This is a genomic window from Arthrobacter sp. CAN_A212 (assembly GCF_015752345.1).
Taxonomy (GTDB): domain Bacteria; phylum Actinomycetota; class Actinomycetes; order Actinomycetales; family Micrococcaceae; genus Arthrobacter_D.
On record NZ_JADOUT010000001.1, the window covers coordinates 174,907 to 193,638 of the forward strand.

Sequence of the window (18,732 nt, forward strand, 5' to 3'; positions counted from 1 at the left end):
CACCTGACTGAGGATTCCCATGACAACGTCACCCACAGCGACTGCCAATTCCTACGCGCTGGCCACAGCGGACGAAATTCTGGAGGTCAGGCGCGTCCTGCAGGATCGGGGCCTTCTCGGTGCAACGAGAAGGATCGCGTATCTCGGACTCGTTGATCCCAGCCGTTCATCGGGTGCGGGCGAGGAGGGCCGCCGGTTCCGCGTGTTCCTGCACGACACCTCGGGTTCCGCGCCGCTGGATGTTGTCGTTTCGACGACCACATCAGCGGTGTTGTCCAGCGTGGAACTGGATACGGCGGTGACCGGTGAGCTCCCGGTACTTGAGGAGGAGTTCGCGGCCGTGGAGGAACTGCTGTCGACCGACGAGCGATGGCTTGCCGCCCTTGCCGCCAGAAACCTTGACGTCGCCAGTGTACGCGTTGCACCCTTGTCAGCCGGTGTGTACGAGTACCCCGAAGAAAGGGGGCGCCGCATCCTCCGCGGGCTCGCCTTCGTCCAGGAGCACGAAACGGACAGCGCGTGGGCGCACCCGATCGACGGGCTGGTGGCGTACGTCGACGTCGTCAGCAAGGAGGTCACGCAGGTCATCGATCTAGGCGCGGTGCCGATACCCAGGGAACACGGCAACTACACCGATCCCGAACTAACGGGGCCGCTGCGCACCTCGCAGAAGCCGATCAGCATCACCCAGCCCGAGGGGCCCAGCTTCACCCTCACCGGGGGTAATCACCTGGACTGGGAGAACTGGAGTGTGGACGTTGGCTTCGATGTCCGTGAGGGCGTGGTGCTCCACAACCTCTCCTTCAAAGACAAGGGCCGGGTTCGGCCCATCATCAAGCGGGCATCCATCGCTGAAATGGTGGTGCCCTACGGTGACCCCTCCCCTGTTCGGTCGTGGCAGAACTACTTCGACACCGGAGAGTATCTGGTCGGTCAGTACGCCAACTCACTGGAACTCGGTTGTGACTGTCTGGGTGACATCACCTACCTCAGTCCCGCGGTCAGCGATGCCGCCGGGAATCCGCGGGAAATCCGAAACGCAGTGTGCATCCACGAGGAAGACTGGGGTGTCCTCGCCAAACACAGCGACCTATGGTCGGAGATCAACTACACACGGCGCAACCGTCGCCTCGTGATTTCGTTCTTCACCACGGTGGGCAACTACGACTACGGATTCTTCTGGTACCTCTATCTCGACGGCACCATCGAGTTCGAGGCCAAAGCCACAGGCGTTGTTTTCACCAGCGCCTATCCGGAGGACGGGTCGCCGAACATGTCACAGTTGGCGCCGGGGCTTGGAGCACCATTCCACCAGCACCTCTTCAGCGCCCGCCTCGACATGGCCATCGATGGTTTCACCAACCGGGTGGAAGAAGAAGACATCGTCCGGCAGGCCATCGGACCAGAGAACCCGCGCGGCAACGCGTTCTCCCGCAAGCGGACGGTGCTGGCCAGGGAGTCCGAGAGCGTGCGGGAAGGAAATCCGCAAAGTGGTCGCACCTGGGTGATCTCCAACCCGGAGTCCCGTAATCGCCTCGGCGAGCCGGTGGGGTACAAGCTGCACTCGGAGGGCCAGCCCACCCTGTTGGCGGATCCGGAGTCCTCCATCGCGCGTCGTGCGGCTTTCGCCACCAAGGATCTGTGGGTGACGCGGTTCGCTGAGGATGAGAAATACCCCACCGGTGACTTCGTCAACCAGCATGGCGGCGGCGGTGGACTTCCGGAGTATGTGGCTCAAGACCGCGATCTCGACGGGCAGGACCTTGTGGTGTGGCATACCTTCGGACTGACGCACTTCCCCCGGATTGAGGATTGGCCGATCATGCCGGTGGACACCGTGGGTTTCAAGCTCCGCCCGGAGGGCTTCTTCGACCGCAGCCCGGTCCTGGACGTCCCACCGAGCGCGCCGGCTGCTGGCGGGCACTGTCACAGCTGACCGCGCGCCTTTTGAGGTGTAACACGCCCACCACTAGAGTGGTGGGCGTGAGTTCACAACCCATCCACACACCGTACGAAGATCTCCTGCGCGATGTGATGGCCAACGGAGTGGTCAAAACCGACCGTACCGGCACCGGAACGCGCAGCGTGTTCGGACGCCAACTGCGCTTTGACCTCGCCGATTCCTTCCCCCTTGTCACCACCAAGCGCGTGCACTTCAAATCGGTCGCCCTGGAACTGCTGTGGTTCCTCCGCGGCGACTCCAACGTGTCCTGGCTGCAGGAGCGCGGAGTGAAGATCTGGAACGAGTGGGCCGCCGACGACGGCGAACTTGGCCCGGTTTACGGCGTCCAGTGGCGCTCGTGGCCCACACCGGACGGCGGGCATATCGACCAGATCGCCCAGGTAGTGCAGGACCTTAAGGACAACCCCGACTCACGGCGACACCTCGTCTCGGCCTGGAATGTCTCCGAACTGCACAACATGGCCCTGCCACCGTGCCACGCGTTCTTCCAGTTCTATGTGGCGGACGGCAAGCTGTCCTGCCAGCTCTACCAGCGCTCGGCCGACACCTTCCTCGGTGTCCCGTTCAATATTGCCTCCTACGCGCTGCTGACCCTGATGGTCGCCCAGCAGGTGGGCCTGGAACCGGGGGAACTCATCTGGACGGGCGGGGACGTGCACATTTACGACAATCATGTCGAACAGGTGAACGAACAACTGACCCGGCAGCCCTACCCAAGCCCGCAATTGCTGATCAACCGTAAACCCGAGAGCATCTTCGATTACACGCTGGAGGACTTTGACGTGGTGAATTACCAACACCATCCCACCATCAAGGCGCCGATCGCCGTATGAGCTCCCAGAATCGCGGCATCATCGACGCCATCGGCCGGGAACCATTCATCGGCATGATCTGGGCCCAGACCGAGAACGGGGTCATCGGGAAGGACGGCGGCATGCCATGGCGCCTCCCCGAGGATATGGAACACTTCAAGCGAACCACGCTCGGCCATCCGGTCATCATGGGCCGGCATACCTGGCAGTCGTTCCCGGCCAAGTACCGCCCGTTGCCGGACCGGACCAACATCGTGGTGAGCAAGCACGGACTTGAAGCGGGCGAGCTGGCGGGCGCCGTCGTCGTCGACTCCCTGGACGATGCATTCGTGGAGGCCCGGCGCAGCCCTGGTGCGGAGCAGATCTGGGTCATCGGCGGCGGGCAGATCTATGAGGCGGCGCTGCCGGTTGCCCAGGCGGCGGTGGTCACGGTCATCGAGTCGACCACCAAGGGCGACACGTTCGCCCCTACGCTCGGCCCGGACTGGCAACTCGACGGGGTGACCCCGCAGCAGGGGTGGCTCTCCGGAGCCAACGGCACCCGCTACCGGATCAGCCTCTGGACCAAGGGCACCGACTAGCGGCTCCTGTCACCGTCACTTCGTAACCCAATCGGAGCTCGTGGAACCGCTCGCCTAGACTTGCAGCATGACTACAGCAGTAAACAGTTCATCGTCCCTGCCCAGCGTCGGTTTTGTGGGCTGGCGCGGCATGGTGGGATCGGTCCTGATGCAGCGGATGCAGGACGAGGGCGACTTCCGCCTGATCAACCCCGTGTTCTTCTCCACCTCAAACGCGGGAGGCGCCGCGCCGTCGTTCGCTGAGGGCGCCCCTGCTCTTCAGGACGCGTACGACGTCGACGCGCTGGCAAAGCTGTCCACCATCGTGACTGCCCAGGGCGGTGACTACACCGCCGAGGTGTACCCGAAGCTACGCGACAGTGGCTGGGACGGCCTGTGGATCGACGCCGCGTCGACGCTGCGGATGGAGTCCAGCTCAATCATCGTGCTCGATCCGGTCAACCGTAATGTCATCGACGCGGGGCTCTCCCGCGGTGTACGTGACTTCGTGGGCGGGAACTGCACCGTCTCCTGCATGCTGATGGGCCTCGGCGGACTGTTCCGCAACGGCCTGGTCGAGTGGGGCACCTCGATGACCTACCAGGCGGCCTCCGGCGGCGGTGCCCGCCACATGCGCGAGCTGCTGAACCAGTTTGGTGCCATCCATGGCTCGGTGGCCGCCAACCTTGAGGATCCGGCGTCGGCCATCCTGGCCATCGACCAGGCGGTCCTCGCCCAACAGCGCAACCCGGGGATGGATGCCTCGCAGTTCGGGGTACCGCTCGCCGGTTCGGTGCTGCCCTGGATTGACGCCGATCTGGGCAACGGTGTGTCCCGCGAGGAGTGGAAGGCCGGCGCCGAAACGAACAAGATTCTGGGCACCGATGGCGCCGGGGGTGCACGGATCCCGTTTGACGGCCTCTGCGTCCGGGTGGGTGCCATGCGTTCCCATTCCCAGGCGTTGACCGTGAAGCTCACCGAAGACATTCCGCTCACTGAGATTGAGCGACTGATCGACCAGGACAACGAGTGGGCCACGGTCATCCCGAACACCAAAGAGGCAACGCTGTCCCACCTCACCCCCGTCGCGGCGACCGGTTCCCTGACGGTTCCGGTGGGCAGGCTCCGGAAGATGGAGATGGGGCCGCAGTACCTGAGCGCCTTCACGGTCGGCGATCAGCTGCTGTGGGGAGCCGCCGAACCCCTGCGCCGGATGCTCCTCATCAGCACGGGAAACCTCTAGGGCTAGAGCGCGCAGCCGATCAGCAGCGGCTCGGGGCGGAGGCGGATCCCGAACTGGTGGTGGACGCCGTCAGCTACCAGGGCTGCGATCGCCAGGAGGTCTGCAGCCGAGGCGCCGCCCCGGTTGGTGACGGCGAGGGTGTGCTTGGTCGACAGGGATGCCCTGCCACCAGCGGCCGCGAACCCGTCATCACCTGCCAGCCCAAAGCCCTTCCCAAAGCCGGCCTGGTCGATCAGCCAGGCCGCCGAGAGTTTCACCTGACTGTCTTCCGCGGTGGGATACCGTGGTGCGTTCTCGGGCAGCGTCGCCGCTGTCCCCGCATCCACGATGGGGTTGGTGAAGAAGGATCCGGTGCTGAACGTGTCCCGGTCCGCCGGGTCGAGCACCATCCCCTTGGCGGCGCGCAACTTCAGAACTGCCCGCCGGACGTCATTGGCATAAGCCCGCTCGCCGATGTTCACACCGACCTCCCGCGCCAGCTCGGCGTACTTGACCGGGGCGCTCATCCGTCCAAGCGCCAGCTGGAATTCAACGGTCAACACCACGTAGCGGGGCGATCCGTCAACGGTGGTGTGCTTCAACAGCGAGTCCCGGTACCCAAACTTCAATTCGTAGTTTGTAAAGGACTTAACAGTTTTGGTTTCGCGGTCCCAGGTGCGGACCGTCGCGAGAGTCTGCGAGACGTCGGAACCATAGGCCCCGACATTTTGCACCGGGGTCGCTCCGGTGGACCCGGGAATCCCTGACAGCGCCTCCAGCCCGGAAAAGGCGTGCAGCACGGTGTACTCCACCAGGGCATCCCAGTTCTGGCCAGCCTCCGCCGTGACCATGACACCGCCACAGGTGGCGTTGTCGTCGTTCACCGTAAATCCGGTGGATGCCAGCCGCACCACGGTGCCGGCAAAGCCGTCGTCGGCGATGATCAGGTTGGACCCACCGGCGATGATCAGTAGCGGCTCGCCGGAATTGTCGGCGGACCGGACGGCGTCGATGATCTCCGCTTCGGAGCGGGCCTCCACGTAGGTGCGGGCGGGACCGCCCACCCCTGCTGTGGTCAGCGATGCAAGCGAGGTCACCAGATGTGCACCACTGCCTGCGCCTTGACCAGCACCTTCAGCCCGGCCGACAACACAGTGAGGTCCACGCGGACGGTCGAATTGTCAAGATCGATGGCACCGATTTTGCCGGCCACCTCGATTACCGCGCCGGGAGTGCCCGCAGCGGTGGTGTCTTCGACGATGACCGGCTTGGTGAACCGCGTCTGGTAGTCGACGACGGCGGTGGGGTCGCCCACCCAGTCGGTGACCAACTGGACGGCGGCGCCCATGGTGAACATGCCGTGGGCGATCACGCCCGGCAGGCCAACACCCTGCGCGAAGTCGGCATTCCAGTGGATCGGATTGAAGTCACCCGAGGCTCCCGCATATTTCACCAGGTCCTGCCGGGTGACCTCGACGGTGGCGGAGCCGATCTCCTGGCCGACGGTGAGGTCGGCGATAGCAATACCCATTACTGTTCCTCCCCGCGCACCAGCAGCGACGACGTCGTGGTGGCGGTCTTTTCGCCGTCGGTAGTCGAGATCTCGGCGCGGGTAGTGATCATTGCGCCGCCTCCCATGGCCCTGACCGTATCAACGTGGAGTTCGGCGACCAGTTCGTCGCCCGCCACGATGGCGCGGTGGTGGATGAACCGCTGGTCGGCATGCACGACTCGGGAAAAATCGATGCCCGCATCCGGATCGGAGATCAGCTGGGCATCGGCCAGCTGGGCGACAATGATCGCGAAGGTCGGCGGTGCCACCAGGTCGCGGTGGCCCAGCTCGCGGGCGGCGTCGACGTCGTAGTGCGACGGGTGGGTAGCCTTCACCGCCCGCGCGAATTCGCGGATCTTCTCGCGGCCCACCGTATAGACGGCGCCTGCTGGATAGCTGCGGCCCTGCAGCTCGGGATTAATGGTCATGGGGCTCCTGCCGGATGCGATCGACGTTCGTATCCCAGCCTAGTGCAGGGCAGGTTACTTCTTTGGAGCGCGGGCCTGATGCCGGCGTCTGGCATCCCGTGTCCTGACCACGAGGCCAGCAAGGTGGGTGATGAGACCTGCAGCCAGCACGGGGATTCCGGTGAACACCGTCGCATTGCTACCGGTGACGGCGCCGAGCACGGCAATCAGGATTCCCGCGCCGGTCAGCACCAGGGCAGCGATCACCAGCCGACGGTACAGATCCGATCCGGTGTCCCAGGGGGTGTTCAACATGAGATTCAGTTTACTGGGGATAGGCGTCCGCCCCGCATAGGCGGAGGCATCGGGAGCCAATCCGTGGTCACCACCAGCCTGCTCGCGGCACTTCCCGCTTCATTCACCGTGGCTAGGCCCGGATTCACTGGGGGGTTCAGGGGTGGAGCTTCGGGACGTGCCAAGAAATCCACGGAGCAGCGAGGCTGTTCCCTGCAAATGATCCTCGGTAGCCTCATACGCTTCCTCGGAGTTACCGCTCAGGATGGCATCGACAATTCTCTGGTGCTGCTTGTTGGAATGCTCAAGATTAGGCTCCAGCAGGGGTATACAGTCCAAAAGATCGCTGACTCTCGCACGGGCATCAGCCACGGCAGTTGCCAGGCTCCGCGAGCCGGCTACTTCCGCGATGGCCACGTGGAATCTCGCATCCTTGGGCCGATAGGCATTAGCCGACGCCCCTGCCACCTCCGCCAAGGTATCGAGTAGGTGCCGACGCTGGGGAGGGGACAACCTCGCCCTGGCGGCAAGGGAAGCCGCGGCCGGCTCCAGCACACCGCGGAGGATCAGCACATCCTCAACCTCCTCGGGGCTGATGTTCGGATATGCTTCCGGCCCCGGAAGGCGGTTCTGTGCGATGTAGGTGCCACCGTAGCGGCCGCGTTTGACCTCGACATATCCGGCTTTGTGCAATTCGGCGAGGGCCTCTCGGAGGGTGGCCCGTGACACCCCCAGCAAATCGGCAAGCTCACGCTCGGGGGGAAGCTTGTCGCCGGCCGCAAGAATTCCCAGTTTGATGTTCCGCAAGAGTCGCTCGATCGTTTCTTCAAAGGCGTTCCCCTGCCTGACCGGTCGAAGGAACCGAGCCGCTCCCTCAAATGATTCGGCTTCCATGCCACCATCCTATTCAGGTCTGCAACTAAAACGATTGCTATCGGAGCCTGATCGGACGTAGGCGGAAACCATTGACGAACTTCGTGATTTAGCTCACACTGGGATCAACTTCATGGACTAATAAAAGACCATTAAGATCGAAGAGAGGGACCGGCATGGCATCGAAACAGCCAGACTCCGAAAAAACATACCTTGAGCACCGCCAACTCAAACGTGGGGCCGCCGGGTGGGTGCTGTTAGCCGGTCTCGGGGTGGCGTACGTTATCTCAGGGGACTTCGCGGGATGGAATCTAGGCCTCGCGCAAGGAGGCTGGGGTGGGCTCCTCATCGCCTTTGTACTGATGGGAATCATGTACACATGCATGGTTTTCGGTCTGGCCGAACTATCGTCCACATTGCCTGCCGCTGGCGCAGGATACGGGTTCGCGCGGCGCGCGCTGGGGCCCATGGGAGGATTCGCCACCGGGATGGCCGTGCTGATCGAGTATGCAGTTGCCCCAGCGGCCATTGCAATCTTCATCGGTGGTTACGTCGAAGCCCTAGGACTCTTCGGTCTGACAAACTCCTGGCCCGTTTATCTGGTGACGTACGCGATTTTTGTGGGAATCCATCTCCGGGGTGTGGGCGAGGCCCTTCGGCTGATCTTTGCGATCACGGCTATCGCCGTCGTGGCGTTGGCGGCCACGGTAATTGGCCTACTCCCACACGTCAGTGCGGCGAACCTTTTCGATATCGTTCCGGATGGTTCCCCCGCTTCCAGCGCATTTTTGCCGATGGGAATCAGCGGTGTCGTGGGCGCCCTCGTCTATGGGATCTGGTTCTTTCTGGCGATCGAAGGTGTTCCACTAGCCGCCGAGGAAACGGCGGACCCGAAGAAGGACATGCCGCGCGGAATCATAGCCGCCATGCTGATCCTTGTGGTTTTCGGCGCGCTGATGCTTGTTCTGGTACCGGGAGCAGGCGGGTCGGAGGCCATGAGTACCTCCGACAACCCCCTCCCGGAAGCTCTGCGACATGTCTACGGTGAAAACTCAGTCCTCGCCGAATTCGTCAACTATGCGGGCCTTGCGGGTCTTGTGGCCAGCTTCTTCTCGATCATCTACGCCTACTCACGCCAGTTGTTCGCCCTGTCCCGTGCCGGGTACCTTCCCCGGTGGCTGTCGCTCACGGGCAGCCGACGCACGCCCTACTGGGCGCTGATCATCCCCGGCACCGTGGGATTCATCCTGGCCGCCGCCACGGGTAACGGCGGACTCCTGATCAACATCGCAGTATTCGGCGCCACCGTGTCCTACGTCCTGCTCAACCTTTCCCACATTGTGCTGCGGAAGAAAGAACCTGACCTTCCCCGTGGCTACCGAACCCCCGGAGGCGTTGTGACGACCTCCATTGCACTGGCGCTGGCCGCCGTCGCTGTCGTTGCCACCTTCGTTGTCGATGTGCTCGCGGCATCGATAACGGCAGGAATCTTTGGTGCGGCCCTGCTGTACTACTGGTTCTACAGCCGCCACCACATTGTCGCCGGCGCTCCCGAAGAGGAATTCGCCCGGCTGGCCGCGGCCGAGGCGGAGCTAAAGAACTGAGCACCGCGTCACCCAGCTTTCACCCCACCCATCCCCGAACCAAGTCGAAGCGACGGATAACAGATGACCGATCAGGCAATTGGCACACAGGCACAACTGAGCATCGATGAGTTAAGGGAGCAGGTCGCCGCCGGAAAGATCGATACCGTAGTGGTGGCCATCACCGATTCTCTGGGTCGCCTTCAGGGTAAACGCTGCGGCGCCCGTTCCTTCCTCGAGGACGTACTCGGGCACGGGGCAGAGGGCTGCAACTATCTGCTATCCGTCGACGTGGAAATGAACACCATCGACGGTTACGCGATGTCTTCCTGGGAGAACGGCTATGGGGACATGGTCATGCGACCCGATGTCTCCACGCTACGGCTTGTCCCCTGGCTGCCGGGTACGGCGATGATCCAGTGCGACATTCTCTGGCCAGACGGCCGTCCGGTGAGTCAGTCCCCCCGGCAAATCCTCAGGGCGCAGATCGAACGGCTCGAAGCGATGGGCTACCGCGCCCATATCGGCACTGAGCTTGAGTTCATCATGTTCGATGACACCTACGAGGAAGCCTGGAAGACAAACTACGAAGGCCTGACCCCTTCCACCCGGTACAACATCGACTATTCCCTTCTCGCAACGGCAAAGCTGGAACCAGTCATCCGAAGTATCCGCACAGGTATGGAGAAGGCTGGCCTGATCGTCGAATCTTCCAAGGGCGAATGCAACTACGGCCAACAGGAAATCACTTTCCGGTATGCGCAGGCTCTAACCGCTTGCGATAACCACGCGTTTTACAAGAACGGTGCCAAAGAGATTGCTGCCCAGCAGGGCAAAAGCATCACCTTCATGGCAAAGTACAACGAACGGGAAGGCAATTCCTGCCACATTCACTTCAGCCTTACTGACCTCGATGGGAAACCCGTCCTAGCTGGCGACCGCGAGCACGGCTTCAGCCCCGTCATGGAACACTTCATCGCGGGCCAGTTGGCCTCTCTGAAGGAGATGGCCTATTTCGTAGCCCCTAACATCAACTCCTACAAACGGTTCGTTGAAGGCAGCTTCGCGCCCACCGCAATTGCATGGGGCCTAGACAACCGCAGTTGTGCGCTGCGAGTGGTCGGGCACGGAGCTGGCCTGCGGGTGGAAAACCGGGTGGGCGGTGGAGATGTCAACCCCTACCTCGCCGCCGCTGCACTTATCGCTGCGGCCATCCATGGCATCGAAAATGAGCTCACGCTGGAGGCAGTTACCCAAGGCAGCGCTTACCAGTCGGAGGCCGACCGGATTCCCACAAACCTGCGCGACTCCCGTGAACTGCTGGCAGCCAGTGAGATTGCCCGGAAATCCTTCGGCGACGAGGTTGTTGACCACTATGTGCACGCCGCCGGCGTGGAGCTGAAGGCCTACGACAGCGCTGTTACGGATTGGGAGAGGAGGCGTGTCTTTGAGCGCCTCTAAGCCCTACCGCCCGCGTATCGGGCTGACTACCTACTACCAGGAGGCCGCATGGGGAGTGTGGACTGCGAACGCCGCCCTCCTCCCGGGCACCTACGTCGACGCGGTTGTGGCAGCGGGGGGAACACCTGTGCTCCTGCCGCCCATCGGCTCCGACCCCTCTATTATCGATCTGCTAGACGGGTTGATCATTGCTGGCGGCACCGATGTCGGCCCTGAACACTATGGCGCCCGACAACATGCGCTGACCTTTGCGCAACCCCACCGGGACAGCCATGACCTCTCCCTGACCCGCGCGGCTATGGCGGCGGACCTACCACTGTTTTCCATCTGCCGTGGTGCCCAGATCCTCAACGTCGCCCTGGGCGGATCGCTCATTCAACATGTCCCTGATGTGTTGCCTGACTCGCGATATCAACCCGCGCCCGGCGTCTTCGGAACTGTCGAGTTCACGACCACACCCGGCAGTATATGCGCATCCCTGCTGGGGCCGCGGGCCACAGCCCCCTGCTATCACCATCAGGCTCTCGACCGGGTTGCCGCCGAGCTCCATGTCACCGCAAAGGCGGCTGACGGAACCATCGAAGCCGTCGAAACGACCTCAGGAGGATGGGTCCTTGGCGTGCAGTTCCACCCCGAACAGGGCCCTGAAGATCTCCGGCTGTTTGAGGGATTCATTGAAGCCGCCCGCGCCTACTCCAGAACACGAACGGAGAGAACCATCAATGTCGACCACCACATTTGACGTCCTGAACCCGGCCACCGAGGAGATCATCGACACCGTTTCCTTGGCCAGCCTGCAGGACACCGACCATGCGATAGCCAAGGCGGCGACGGCCTTCGAGGCCTGGCGACACGTTGCCCCGGCCGACCGCGGAATGCTCTTGCGCCGTTTTGCCGCGGCCGTGGACGACGACCTTGAAAACCTCGCCCAGCTGGAAGTCCGGAACGCCGGACACACCATCGGCAATGCGCGGTGGGAAGCAGGCAACGTTCGAGATGTGCTGTACTACTACTCCGCCGCCCCGGAACGCCACCTTGGCCAACAGATTCCAGTACACGGCGGCATCAACGTCACCTTTCACGAACCTCTCGGTGTCGTTGGCGTGATTGTGCCCTGGAACTTCCCGATGCCCATTGCAGCCTGGGGATTCGCTCCCGCGCTTGCCGCTGGAAATACTGTTGTCCTGAAGCCCGCCGAGGTGACCCCGCTGACCGCACTACGGATCGGACGGCTCGCTCTGGAAGCTGGTCTTCCCGAGGGAGTGCTGCAAATTATCCCGGGCAAGGGTTCTGTGGTGGGAGAGCGATTCGTCACCCACCCGTCGGTCCGGAAGGTGGTGTTCACCGGGTCGACCACGGTTGGCAAGCGAATCATGGCCGGCTGCGCCGAGCAGGTCAAACCGGTCACTCTTGAACTCGGAGGTAAAAGCGCCAACATCATCTTCGGCGACGCCGATCTCGAGGAGGCAGTCGCCGCTGCGCCCGGCGCGGCCTTCGACAATGCTGGCCAGGACTGCTGCGCCCGCTCCCGAATCCTTGTACAAGACACTGTGTACGAGAAGTTCCTTGAACTTTTGGAACCACTGGTGAAGTCGCTGAAGGTCGGAGACCCCCGCGAGGCGAACTCGTTCATGGGTCCGCTGATCTCCGCCGCACAGCGCCAGACGGTTTCCGGCTTCGTTCCTTCCGGCACCGCCATCGCCTTCCAGGGGACCGCGCCGCACGGTGAGGGCTTTTGGTTTCCACCAACGGTGCTGACTCCTTCCCGGGATGACCGGGTAATGCGCGAGGAGATTTTCGGGCCGATCGTGGCGGTTGTTCCCTTCACCGATGAATCCGATGCCCTCCGCCTTGCCAACGATTCCATTTACGGGCTTTCGGGGTCCATCTGGACCAGGGACATTGGTCGTGCTCTGCGGATGGCGCGCGGTCTGGATTCCGGAAACCTTTCGGTGAATTCCCATTCCTCAGTCCGGTACTCCACGCCCTTCGGGGGCTTCAAGCAATCAGGACTCGGCCGCGAGCTCGGCCCCGATGCCCTAGATGCCTTCACCGAAACCAAGAACGTCTTCATTGCCACTCACCCGTGACTCCGACATCAACACTAGGGAGCAAGAAATGACCCAGCAGATCATCTCCAGCCGCCTCGAGGGCCGCAGCGCCGTAATCACTGGTGGCGCTAGTGGCATCGGTTTGGCGACCGCCCGCAGATTCGCCGCTGAAGGAGCTCATGTCGTCATCGCCGACGTCGACCCGACCGCCGGCCTGCGTGCCGCAGAACAAGTCGGTGGTCTCTTCGTCAAGGTCGACGTGACAAACGAAGAGGAGGTCAAGAACCTTTACGCCATCACGAATGAAACCTATGGGCGTGTGGACATCTCCTTTAACAACGCCGGCATTTCCCCTGCCGCGGACGGTTCAATTCTGGAGACCGGTATCGATGCTTGGCGTAAGGTGCAGGAGGTGAATCTCACCTCGGTGTTTTACTGCTGCAAATACGCCATCCCCTACATGCAGACCCAAGGCAAGGGCTCGATCATCAACACGGCATCGTTCGTCGCCGTCATGGGTGCAGCAACATCCCAGATATCCTACAGCGCATCCAAGGGAGGGGTCCTAGCCATGAGCCGAGAGCTCGGCGTCGAATTTGCGCGTCAGGGCATCCGAATCAATGCACTATGCCCCGGTCCGGTCAACACGCCGCTCCTGAAAGAACTTTTCGCTAAGGACCCCGAGAAAGCCGCCCGCCGGCTGATTCATGTCCCGCTGGGCCGCTTCGCTGAACCGGAAGAACTCGCCGCTGCGGTAGCGTTCCTCGCCAGCGACGATTCCTCCTTCATCACAGCATCGACCTTCCTCGTAGACGGAGGTATTAGCGGCGCGTACGTAACACCCGAGTGAGACTTGCTCGTCAGAACGACGCCTCCTGGACTTCGGGAACCACCGATTGATACCTTCCCAACTCGATCCGTTGCCCCTTCAATCGGGCCAGGTCGACGAGGAACGGCACCTCCGACCCCCGAATCAGAACCAGCGCGGCGGCGCCGACCATGGCCTCGACCTGAAATCCGTGCTCACCGGCGGCGAGACTGTGCGGGTAAAGCTGCGGTCCGGTACTGGCAAGCAACCGGGACCACGACGACGGCGCCACCCACTTTTCATCGATCACCCGAAACCCTGATAAGTCCAGCCCGTCGCGGAGCAGTGCCCTGACACTTCCAGCGAACTCCGCGTTGATCCCGTCGAGGGTTGCCCCGTCACGCGACAAAGCCAGGGCAGCGGTCTTCGCCGCCGACCGCACGGCCTGAGCCAACCCGACAGCGCGGGTCACCGCGTCTTCCAGGACGCGAACGATCTGCCCGTCGTCGGCGGAGGCCACATAGCGCGCGACGACGGCGCCCTGTTCAGCGAGCCGATGCCATTTACGGAGGTCCGCGGCCGTTCCGACCTTGGAGGCGCCGTCTGCGAACGTTGCGACGTACAGCCAGTGGTTCTGGGCAAGGTAGCTGAGCAGGCCCGCCGGCTCCACTCCGGACCGGTGCACGTCGTGCATGAACCGCAGGTCGTCGCGGGCGAAGCAGGGTCCGCACTGGTACCCCCGGGCGGCTGTGTCCTGCCGTGGGCAGGGCGTGTGCTCCCGCGCGTCGGGCCCGTAGACCCGGTGGAACCCCAGACAGTACCGTTCCCCGAATTGACTCAGGATCCGGAACCCCAGGTCCACGCCGCCCGGGCCGGCCGCGGCTGCCTGATCCAGGCTCAGTTCCTGGGCGGTCCCCTCCGGAGTGGCAAGCGACAGCACCGGCCCTTCCCGATGCCAGCTCACCCCCCGGCACAGGAAAAGTTCGGCAGCCATGCCTCTACTGTAGACACCCAGGGGACGGGCCCGGACATGCTGAAGGACCGACGGTTTCCCACCGGTCCTTCAGTCAAACGCTGTGTACTCGGTCAAACACTGTGTCCTCGGTTAAACACTGCGTCCTCGGTTAAACACTGCGTAAAAGGGGACCTAGGCGGTCTGGCCTTCGTGCTCGCCCTCGGCGATCTCTTCGAGCATCTTGTCGTTGAAGGCGGGAAGGTCGTCCGGGGTGCGGCTGGTGACAAAGCCCTGGTCGGTGACCACTTCGTCGTCGATCCAGTTGGCGCCAGCGTTGCGGAGGTCGGTCTGCAGCGTGTGGTACGACGTCAGGTCGCGGCCGCTGACCACCCCTGCATCGATGAGCAGCCACGGTGCGTGGCAGATCGCTGCCACCGGCTTGTGCTGGGCGAAGAACGCACGGGCAAATTCCTGGGCGTCCTTGTCGACGCGTAGGTGGTCCGCGTTGACGACGCCGCCGGGGAGCACCAGCGCGTGGAAGTCCCCGGCCGAGGCGTCCGCGACCGACAGATCAATGGTGAAGGTGTCACCCTTGTCTGTGCCGTTGAAGCCCTGCAAGGTGCCGCTGCCTGGAGCAACGAGGACCGGTTCGCCGCCGGCCTGCTTGACGGCATCCCAGGGGCTGGTGAGCTCAATCTGCTCCACGCCGTCGGTGAGTAGGAAGGCAACTTTTTTGCCGGAAAGATTATGGGGGGACATGGTTCCTCCTGTGTCAGAACGTCGATGTCGTACAAATCAACCCTATGAAGCCCGTGGGTGATAAGCAAGCTGCCTAGTTTTCGGGGTGAGGGAGGGAACAAAAAAGCAGGCCAGCGGCTCGGGGCCTCTGACCTGCTGTATCTGTAGCGGTGCCGGGACTCGATCCCGGGACCTCACGATTATGAGTCGTGCGCTCTAACCAGCTGAGCTACACCGCCACAAATGAGTGTGCCCGCAGCCGGGCCATTGGCCTGCTTACGGGACTCCCATTTGAGAGCCCCCCACCGGAATCGATCCGGTGACCTCGTTCTTACCAAGAACGCGCTCTACCACTGAGCTAGGGGGGCAACAGCAAAAAACTTTACCAGCTTCTGCCATCAAGGCGAAATCAGGATCCGGCCGATGCGGCCGGGTGCTGATTCCACCGTCGGATCCCTGTTTTACCAGGGATCCGACGGGGTTATTCAGTTACAAAATTACCACTTTTCGCGGCGTCCACCGGCACCTGCACCGGCACCCTTACCGTGACGTTCCTTACGGTCCCCGCCACCGCCGCCGGCGCTGTGTCCGCCGGAGCGGAAGCCGCCGTCGTGGGCGCGATCCTTGTTGAAGCCGCCACCCTCGCCTTCACGCTTCTTGAACGGCTTCTTGAAGCCGTCGCGGTCACCTGTTGGCTTGCGGCCCTTGTCCAGTTCGAGGTGGATCAGCTCGCCGCCGATGCGCGTCTTGGACAGGGCACGCCACTGGTCCTTCGACAGGTCAGCGGGCAGTTCCACGAGCGTGTGATCGGCGCGGATATCGATGCCGCCGATCTGCGCGGAGGACAGGCCACCCTCGTTGGCAATGGCGCCAACGATTGAGCCCGGCATGACCCGCTGGCGCCGTCCCACCGCGATGCGGTAGGTGGCGTTCCCCTCGGTGAGGCTGCGTGTTGGTCCGCGTGACCCGAAACCATCCTTGCGCCCCGCCGCGCGTTCCTTCTGCCCTGCCGGGGCTACCGGGATGTCCTTGACGAGGATCGGGTTGCTGCCCTGTGCCATGACGGCGAGGGCTGCAGCGATCTCGTTGGCGGGCACGTTGTGCTCGGTCTCGTAGCTGGTGATCAGGTCACGGAAGATTGAGACATCCTCGGTGGCCAGGGTCTCGGTGATCCGCTCGGCGAACTTGTTCATCCGCAACGCGTTGACGGCGTCGGAGGATGGCAGGTGCATCTGCTCGACAGGCTGGCGGGTGGCCTTCTCGATCGAGCGCAGCAGGTACTTCTCCCGCGGCGTGATGAAAAGGATCGCGTCACCTGAACGGCCAGCGCGGCCGGTACGGCCGATGCGGTGGACGTAGGACTCGGTGTCGTGAGGGATGTCGTAGTTGACCACGAGCGAGATGCGCTCGACGTCGAGCCCGCGGGCCGCGACGTCGGTGGCCACGAGGATGTCGAACTTGCCGTCGCGGAGACCTTCAATGGTCCGCTCACGCTGCTGCTGGGGAATGTCACCGTTGATTGCTGCGGCCTGGAAGCCCCGTGAACGCAACTTGTCCGCCAGGTCTTCGGTCGCCATCTTGGTGCGCACGAACGCGATGATCCCATCGAAGTCTTCGACCTCGAGGATGCGCGTCAGGGCGTCCAGCTTGTGCGGGCCCATGACCTGCAGGAAGCGCTGGCGCGTGTTGGTGCCGGTCGAGGTTTTGCCCTTGACAGTGATTTCGGCGGGGTTGTTGAGGTACTTCGACGCAATGCGGCGAATGGCGCTAGGCATCGTTGCCGAGAACAGCGCCACCTGCTTGTCGTCAGGTGTTCCGGAGAGGATCTGCTCGACGTCGTCGGCAAAGCCCATGCGCAGCATCTCGTCGGCCTCGTCCAGTACCAGGTACTGAAGGTTGGACAGGTCGAGTGAACCCTTGGAGATGTGGTCGATCACGCGACCCGGGGTACCCACAACTACCTGTGCGCCGCGGCGCAGGCCGGCCAGCTGGGGGCCGTAAGGAGCTCCACCGTAAACGGGTAGCACCGTGAAGTTGTCGATGTGCTTGGCGTAGGAGGCGAATGCCTCGGCAACCTGAAGCGCCAGTTCGCGGGTTGGTGCGAGCACCAGGATCTGCGTGAACTTGCTGGGACCGTTGAGATCGGCGAGCTCGGCCATCCGGGACAGCGCGGGGATAGCGAATGCTGCTGTCTTACCGGTACCCGTCTGCGCCAGGCCGACGACGTCGCGCCCTTCCAGCAGCACCGGAATGGTGGCGGACTGGATGGGAGAGGGCTTTTCATAGCCGACGTCACTCAGGGCCGCGAGAACGCGACCGTCGAGGCCGAAGTCGGTGAACTTGATTTCGTCTGCCTCGGGAGCTTCGACATTCTGAGGAGCGTCGACGGCGTCAGGAGGAATGACGGTTTCGGGAGTGTTATTTTCAGGCATGGAGGGATTGACCTTCAGGTAGATGCCGGACAGCTGGAACAAAAGGGGAATTCCAGCCCATGAACATAGAAATCCGGCACTGTTTCAATCCCGCGGCAGGATTTCGCGTCATAACTGGCGGCCGCTATCTCAGCGGTCTGTATGACGTTTTCTTCTAGCCGGCGCTCCCTGATGAATCTGCCCGCATGCTTACTCTGCGAGCCCCAACACAACCTATCCAGCCCAGCAAAATGGGCGGAATTTTAAGGGAATACCGGTGTGGGGGATGTTTCAAGTGTACTGCATGGCTTCACTGGGCCGCACCTATCCGGGCGACGACGGCGCGTGAGCCTGCGCACATCCCCGTGTGACGGGATGGGTCAGTGGTGCTACGCCCGGCGCAGGATGGCGGCAACCACCTTGTGGATCTCGGGGCTGAGCCTCACACCCTGTTTTTCGGCGGAGAGGAGCCGCTGGGCGGCGTCGGCGTCGAGCCCCGCGAACACATCGTGGCCCGTAATGCCGTGCTCCGGGCGGTTGACTACGGTGACGGTGTCCCCCGCCGTGATCTGTCCCTTACTGATCACACGAAGGTAGGTACCAACCCGGTTCTCCTCGGCGAAACGTTTCACCCAGCGCGGCTCCTTGAGGAACCGGGCGAAGTTAACGCAGGGGGTGCGCGGCGCTGTCACTTCGAGGACGACGTCGTCGCCCACCTGCCAGCGTTCGCCGATGACGGCGCGGCTCGCGTCGATTCCTGCCACCCTGAGGTTCTCCCCGAATTTGCCCGGGCTCATGTCCCGCCCCAGTTCTTCATCCCAGTAGTCGGCGTCCTGTTGGGAGTAGGCGTAGAGGGCCTTGGATTCGCCACCGTGGTGTTTCCGGCTGGCCTGGATGTCGCCGGTGAGACCCAGTTTATGGACGGCGACCGGGCCGTCGACGGGCCGCTTGTCGATGGCGGTGACCCCGGTCGAATCCTGCGTGGGCAGCAGGGCATGGACGCGGCACACGGCGAGTAGGGAACCTGTTGTCATAGCGTCCA

18 protein-coding genes and 2 tRNA genes are annotated in these 18,732 nt (G+C 62.9%); 9 read left to right on the top strand and 11 right to left on the bottom strand.

Annotated elements, in window-relative coordinates:
* The first annotated feature begins 19 nt into the window (after window positions 1-19).
* The 4 genes from IWX64_RS00865 to asd all read left to right on the top strand — a co-directional run bounded on the left by IWX64_RS00865 (window position 20) and on the right by asd (window position 4,578).
* The gene (locus tag IWX64_RS00865) at window positions 20-1,936 is read left to right on the top strand and encodes a primary-amine oxidase (protein WP_196865269.1); all 1,917 of its coding nucleotides are present in this window, start codon (window positions 20-22) and stop codon (window positions 1,934-1,936) included.
* Window positions 1,937-2,034: 98 nt separating this feature from the next.
* Window positions 2,035-2,796 carry a thymidylate synthase gene (locus tag IWX64_RS00870; protein ID WP_334683125.1) on the top strand — a complete coding sequence of 254 codons (762 nt, stop codon included), beginning with the start codon at window positions 2,035-2,037 and terminating at the stop codon, window positions 2,794-2,796.
* The gene (locus IWX64_RS00875) at window positions 2,793-3,356 is read left to right on the top strand and encodes a dihydrofolate reductase (RefSeq protein WP_196865271.1); all 564 of its coding nucleotides are present in this window, start codon (window positions 2,793-2,795) and stop codon (window positions 3,354-3,356) included. The genes IWX64_RS00870 and IWX64_RS00875 overlap by 4 nt, the downstream gene beginning before the upstream one ends.
* Before the next feature lie 67 nt (window positions 3,357-3,423).
* Window positions 3,424-4,578, top strand: coding sequence for an aspartate-semialdehyde dehydrogenase (gene asd / locus IWX64_RS00880; RefSeq protein ID WP_196865272.1), 1,155 nt, complete (start codon window positions 3,424-3,426; stop codon window positions 4,576-4,578).
* A gap of 2 nt (window positions 4,579-4,580) precedes the next feature.
* Here the strand turns inward: asd and IWX64_RS00885 are convergent, their stop codons facing one another.
* The 5 genes from IWX64_RS00885 to IWX64_RS00905 form a co-directional block, all read right to left on the bottom strand.
* Window positions 4,581-5,654 carry a UDP-N-acetylmuramate dehydrogenase gene (locus tag IWX64_RS00885; RefSeq protein ID WP_196865273.1) on the bottom strand — a complete coding sequence of 358 codons (1,074 nt, stop codon included), beginning with the start codon at window positions 5,652-5,654 and terminating at the stop codon, window positions 4,581-4,583.
* Window positions 5,651-6,088, bottom strand: coding sequence for a MaoC family dehydratase (locus tag IWX64_RS00890; RefSeq protein WP_196865274.1), 438 nt, complete (start codon window positions 6,086-6,088; stop codon window positions 5,651-5,653). The genes IWX64_RS00885 and IWX64_RS00890 overlap by 4 nt, the downstream gene beginning before the upstream one ends.
* Entirely contained in the window at window positions 6,088-6,537 is a 450-nt protein-coding gene (locus tag IWX64_RS00895; RefSeq protein ID WP_196865275.1) for an FAS1-like dehydratase domain-containing protein, read from the bottom strand. Before IWX64_RS00895 ends, IWX64_RS00890 begins: the two co-directional genes overlap by 1 nt.
* Before the next feature lie 54 nt (window positions 6,538-6,591).
* Window positions 6,592-6,831 (bottom strand): hypothetical protein, encoded by a 240-nt coding sequence (locus IWX64_RS00900; protein WP_196865276.1) that lies wholly within the window; start codon window positions 6,829-6,831, stop codon window positions 6,592-6,594.
* A 99-nt stretch (window positions 6,832-6,930) separates the two neighbouring features.
* On the bottom strand, window positions 6,931-7,704 hold the full coding sequence (locus IWX64_RS00905) for a FadR/GntR family transcriptional regulator (RefSeq protein WP_196865277.1): 774 nt from the start codon (window positions 7,702-7,704) through the stop codon (window positions 6,931-6,933).
* A gap of 155 nt (window positions 7,705-7,859) precedes the next feature.
* Between IWX64_RS00905 and eat the strand changes: the two genes are divergently transcribed.
* The 5 genes from eat (at window position 7,860) to IWX64_RS00930 (ending at window position 13,628) form a co-directional block, all read left to right on the top strand.
* Window positions 7,860-9,287: an ethanolamine permease gene (gene eat, locus IWX64_RS00910; protein ID WP_196865278.1), complete on the top strand. Its 1,428-nt coding sequence runs from the start codon at window positions 7,860-7,862 to the stop codon at window positions 9,285-9,287.
* A 63-nt stretch (window positions 9,288-9,350) separates the two neighbouring features.
* Window positions 9,351-10,727, top strand: a complete 1,377-nt coding sequence (locus IWX64_RS00915; RefSeq protein ID WP_196865279.1) for a glutamine synthetase family protein — start codon at window positions 9,351-9,353, stop codon at window positions 10,725-10,727.
* Window positions 10,708-11,469 (top strand): gamma-glutamyl-gamma-aminobutyrate hydrolase family protein, encoded by a 762-nt coding sequence (locus IWX64_RS00920; RefSeq protein ID WP_196865280.1) that lies wholly within the window; start codon window positions 10,708-10,710, stop codon window positions 11,467-11,469. The genes IWX64_RS00915 and IWX64_RS00920 overlap by 20 nt, the downstream gene beginning before the upstream one ends.
* Window positions 11,450-12,817, top strand: a complete 1,368-nt coding sequence (locus IWX64_RS00925; RefSeq protein WP_196865281.1) for an aldehyde dehydrogenase family protein — start codon at window positions 11,450-11,452, stop codon at window positions 12,815-12,817. The genes IWX64_RS00920 and IWX64_RS00925 overlap by 20 nt, the downstream gene beginning before the upstream one ends.
* A 28-nt stretch (window positions 12,818-12,845) precedes the next feature.
* Entirely contained in the window at window positions 12,846-13,628 is a 783-nt protein-coding gene (locus IWX64_RS00930) for a 3-oxoacyl-ACP reductase (protein ID WP_245345566.1), read from the top strand.
* Window positions 13,629-13,638: 10 nt separating this feature from the next.
* Here IWX64_RS00930 and IWX64_RS00935 read toward each other — a convergent pair whose 3' ends face one another.
* From IWX64_RS00935 to IWX64_RS00960, 6 genes are all read right to left on the bottom strand, one after another.
* Window positions 13,639-14,580 (bottom strand): DUF2797 domain-containing protein, encoded by a 942-nt coding sequence (locus IWX64_RS00935; RefSeq protein WP_196865282.1) that lies wholly within the window; start codon window positions 14,578-14,580, stop codon window positions 13,639-13,641.
* A gap of 153 nt (window positions 14,581-14,733) precedes the next feature.
* The gene (locus IWX64_RS00940) at window positions 14,734-15,300 is read right to left on the bottom strand and encodes a type 1 glutamine amidotransferase domain-containing protein (RefSeq protein ID WP_196865283.1); all 567 of its coding nucleotides are present in this window, start codon (window positions 15,298-15,300) and stop codon (window positions 14,734-14,736) included.
* A gap of 144 nt (window positions 15,301-15,444) precedes the next feature.
* Window positions 15,445-15,518: transfer RNA gene (locus IWX64_RS00945), tRNA-Met, on the bottom strand.
* Between the two features lie 57 nt (window positions 15,519-15,575).
* A tRNA-Thr gene (locus IWX64_RS00950) sits at window positions 15,576-15,647 on the bottom strand.
* 129 nt (window positions 15,648-15,776) lie between these two features.
* The gene (locus tag IWX64_RS00955) at window positions 15,777-17,711 is read right to left on the bottom strand and encodes a DEAD/DEAH box helicase (protein ID WP_196865284.1); all 1,935 of its coding nucleotides are present in this window, start codon (window positions 17,709-17,711) and stop codon (window positions 15,777-15,779) included.
* A 368-nt stretch (window positions 17,712-18,079) separates the two neighbouring features.
* Window positions 18,080-18,724 carry an MOSC domain-containing protein gene (locus IWX64_RS00960; protein ID WP_196865285.1) on the bottom strand — a complete coding sequence of 215 codons (645 nt, stop codon included), beginning with the start codon at window positions 18,722-18,724 and terminating at the stop codon, window positions 18,080-18,082.
* Window positions 18,725-18,732: the final 8 nt, after the last annotated feature.

Excerpts from the sequence above, each read along its gene's own strand:
- IWX64_RS00890 (WP_196865274.1), bottom strand. The coding sequence starts at position 6,088 with ATGGGTATTGCTATCGCCGACCTCACCGTCGGCCAGGAGATCGGCTCC.
- IWX64_RS00915 (WP_196865279.1), top strand. The coding sequence starts at position 9,351 with ATGACCGATCAGGCAATTGGCACACAGGCACAACTGAGCATCGATGAG.
- IWX64_RS00870 (WP_334683125.1), top strand. The coding sequence starts at position 2,035 with ATGGCCAACGGAGTGGTCAAAACCGACCGTACCGGCACCGGAACGCGC.
- IWX64_RS00865 (WP_196865269.1), top strand. The coding sequence starts at position 20 with ATGACAACGTCACCCACAGCGACTGCCAATTCCTACGCGCTGGCCACA.
- IWX64_RS00875 (WP_196865271.1), top strand. The coding sequence starts at position 2,793 with ATGAGCTCCCAGAATCGCGGCATCATCGACGCCATCGGCCGGGAACCA.
- IWX64_RS00930 (WP_245345566.1), top strand. The coding sequence starts at position 12,846 with ATGACCCAGCAGATCATCTCCAGCCGCCTCGAGGGCCGCAGCGCCGTA.
- eat (WP_196865278.1), top strand. The coding sequence starts at position 7,860 with ATGGCATCGAAACAGCCAGACTCCGAAAAAACATACCTTGAGCACCGC.
- IWX64_RS00940 (WP_196865283.1), bottom strand. The coding sequence starts at position 15,300 with ATGTCCCCCCATAATCTTTCCGGCAAAAAAGTTGCCTTCCTACTCACC.
- IWX64_RS00935 (WP_196865282.1), bottom strand. The coding sequence starts at position 14,580 with ATGGCTGCCGAACTTTTCCTGTGCCGGGGGGTGAGCTGGCATCGGGAA.
- IWX64_RS00955 (WP_196865284.1), bottom strand. The coding sequence starts at position 17,711 with ATGCCTGAAAATAACACTCCCGAAACCGTCATTCCTCCTGACGCCGTC.
- IWX64_RS00900 (WP_196865276.1), bottom strand. The coding sequence starts at position 6,831 with ATGTTGAACACCCCCTGGGACACCGGATCGGATCTGTACCGTCGGCTG.
- IWX64_RS00960 (WP_196865285.1), bottom strand. The coding sequence starts at position 18,724 with ATGACAACAGGTTCCCTACTCGCCGTGTGCCGCGTCCATGCCCTGCTG.
- IWX64_RS00925 (WP_196865281.1), top strand. The coding sequence starts at position 11,450 with ATGTCGACCACCACATTTGACGTCCTGAACCCGGCCACCGAGGAGATC.
- IWX64_RS00905 (WP_196865277.1), bottom strand. The coding sequence starts at position 7,704 with ATGGAAGCCGAATCATTTGAGGGAGCGGCTCGGTTCCTTCGACCGGTC.
- asd (WP_196865272.1), top strand. The coding sequence starts at position 3,424 with ATGACTACAGCAGTAAACAGTTCATCGTCCCTGCCCAGCGTCGGTTTT.
- IWX64_RS00895 (WP_196865275.1), bottom strand. The coding sequence starts at position 6,537 with ATGACCATTAATCCCGAGCTGCAGGGCCGCAGCTATCCAGCAGGCGCC.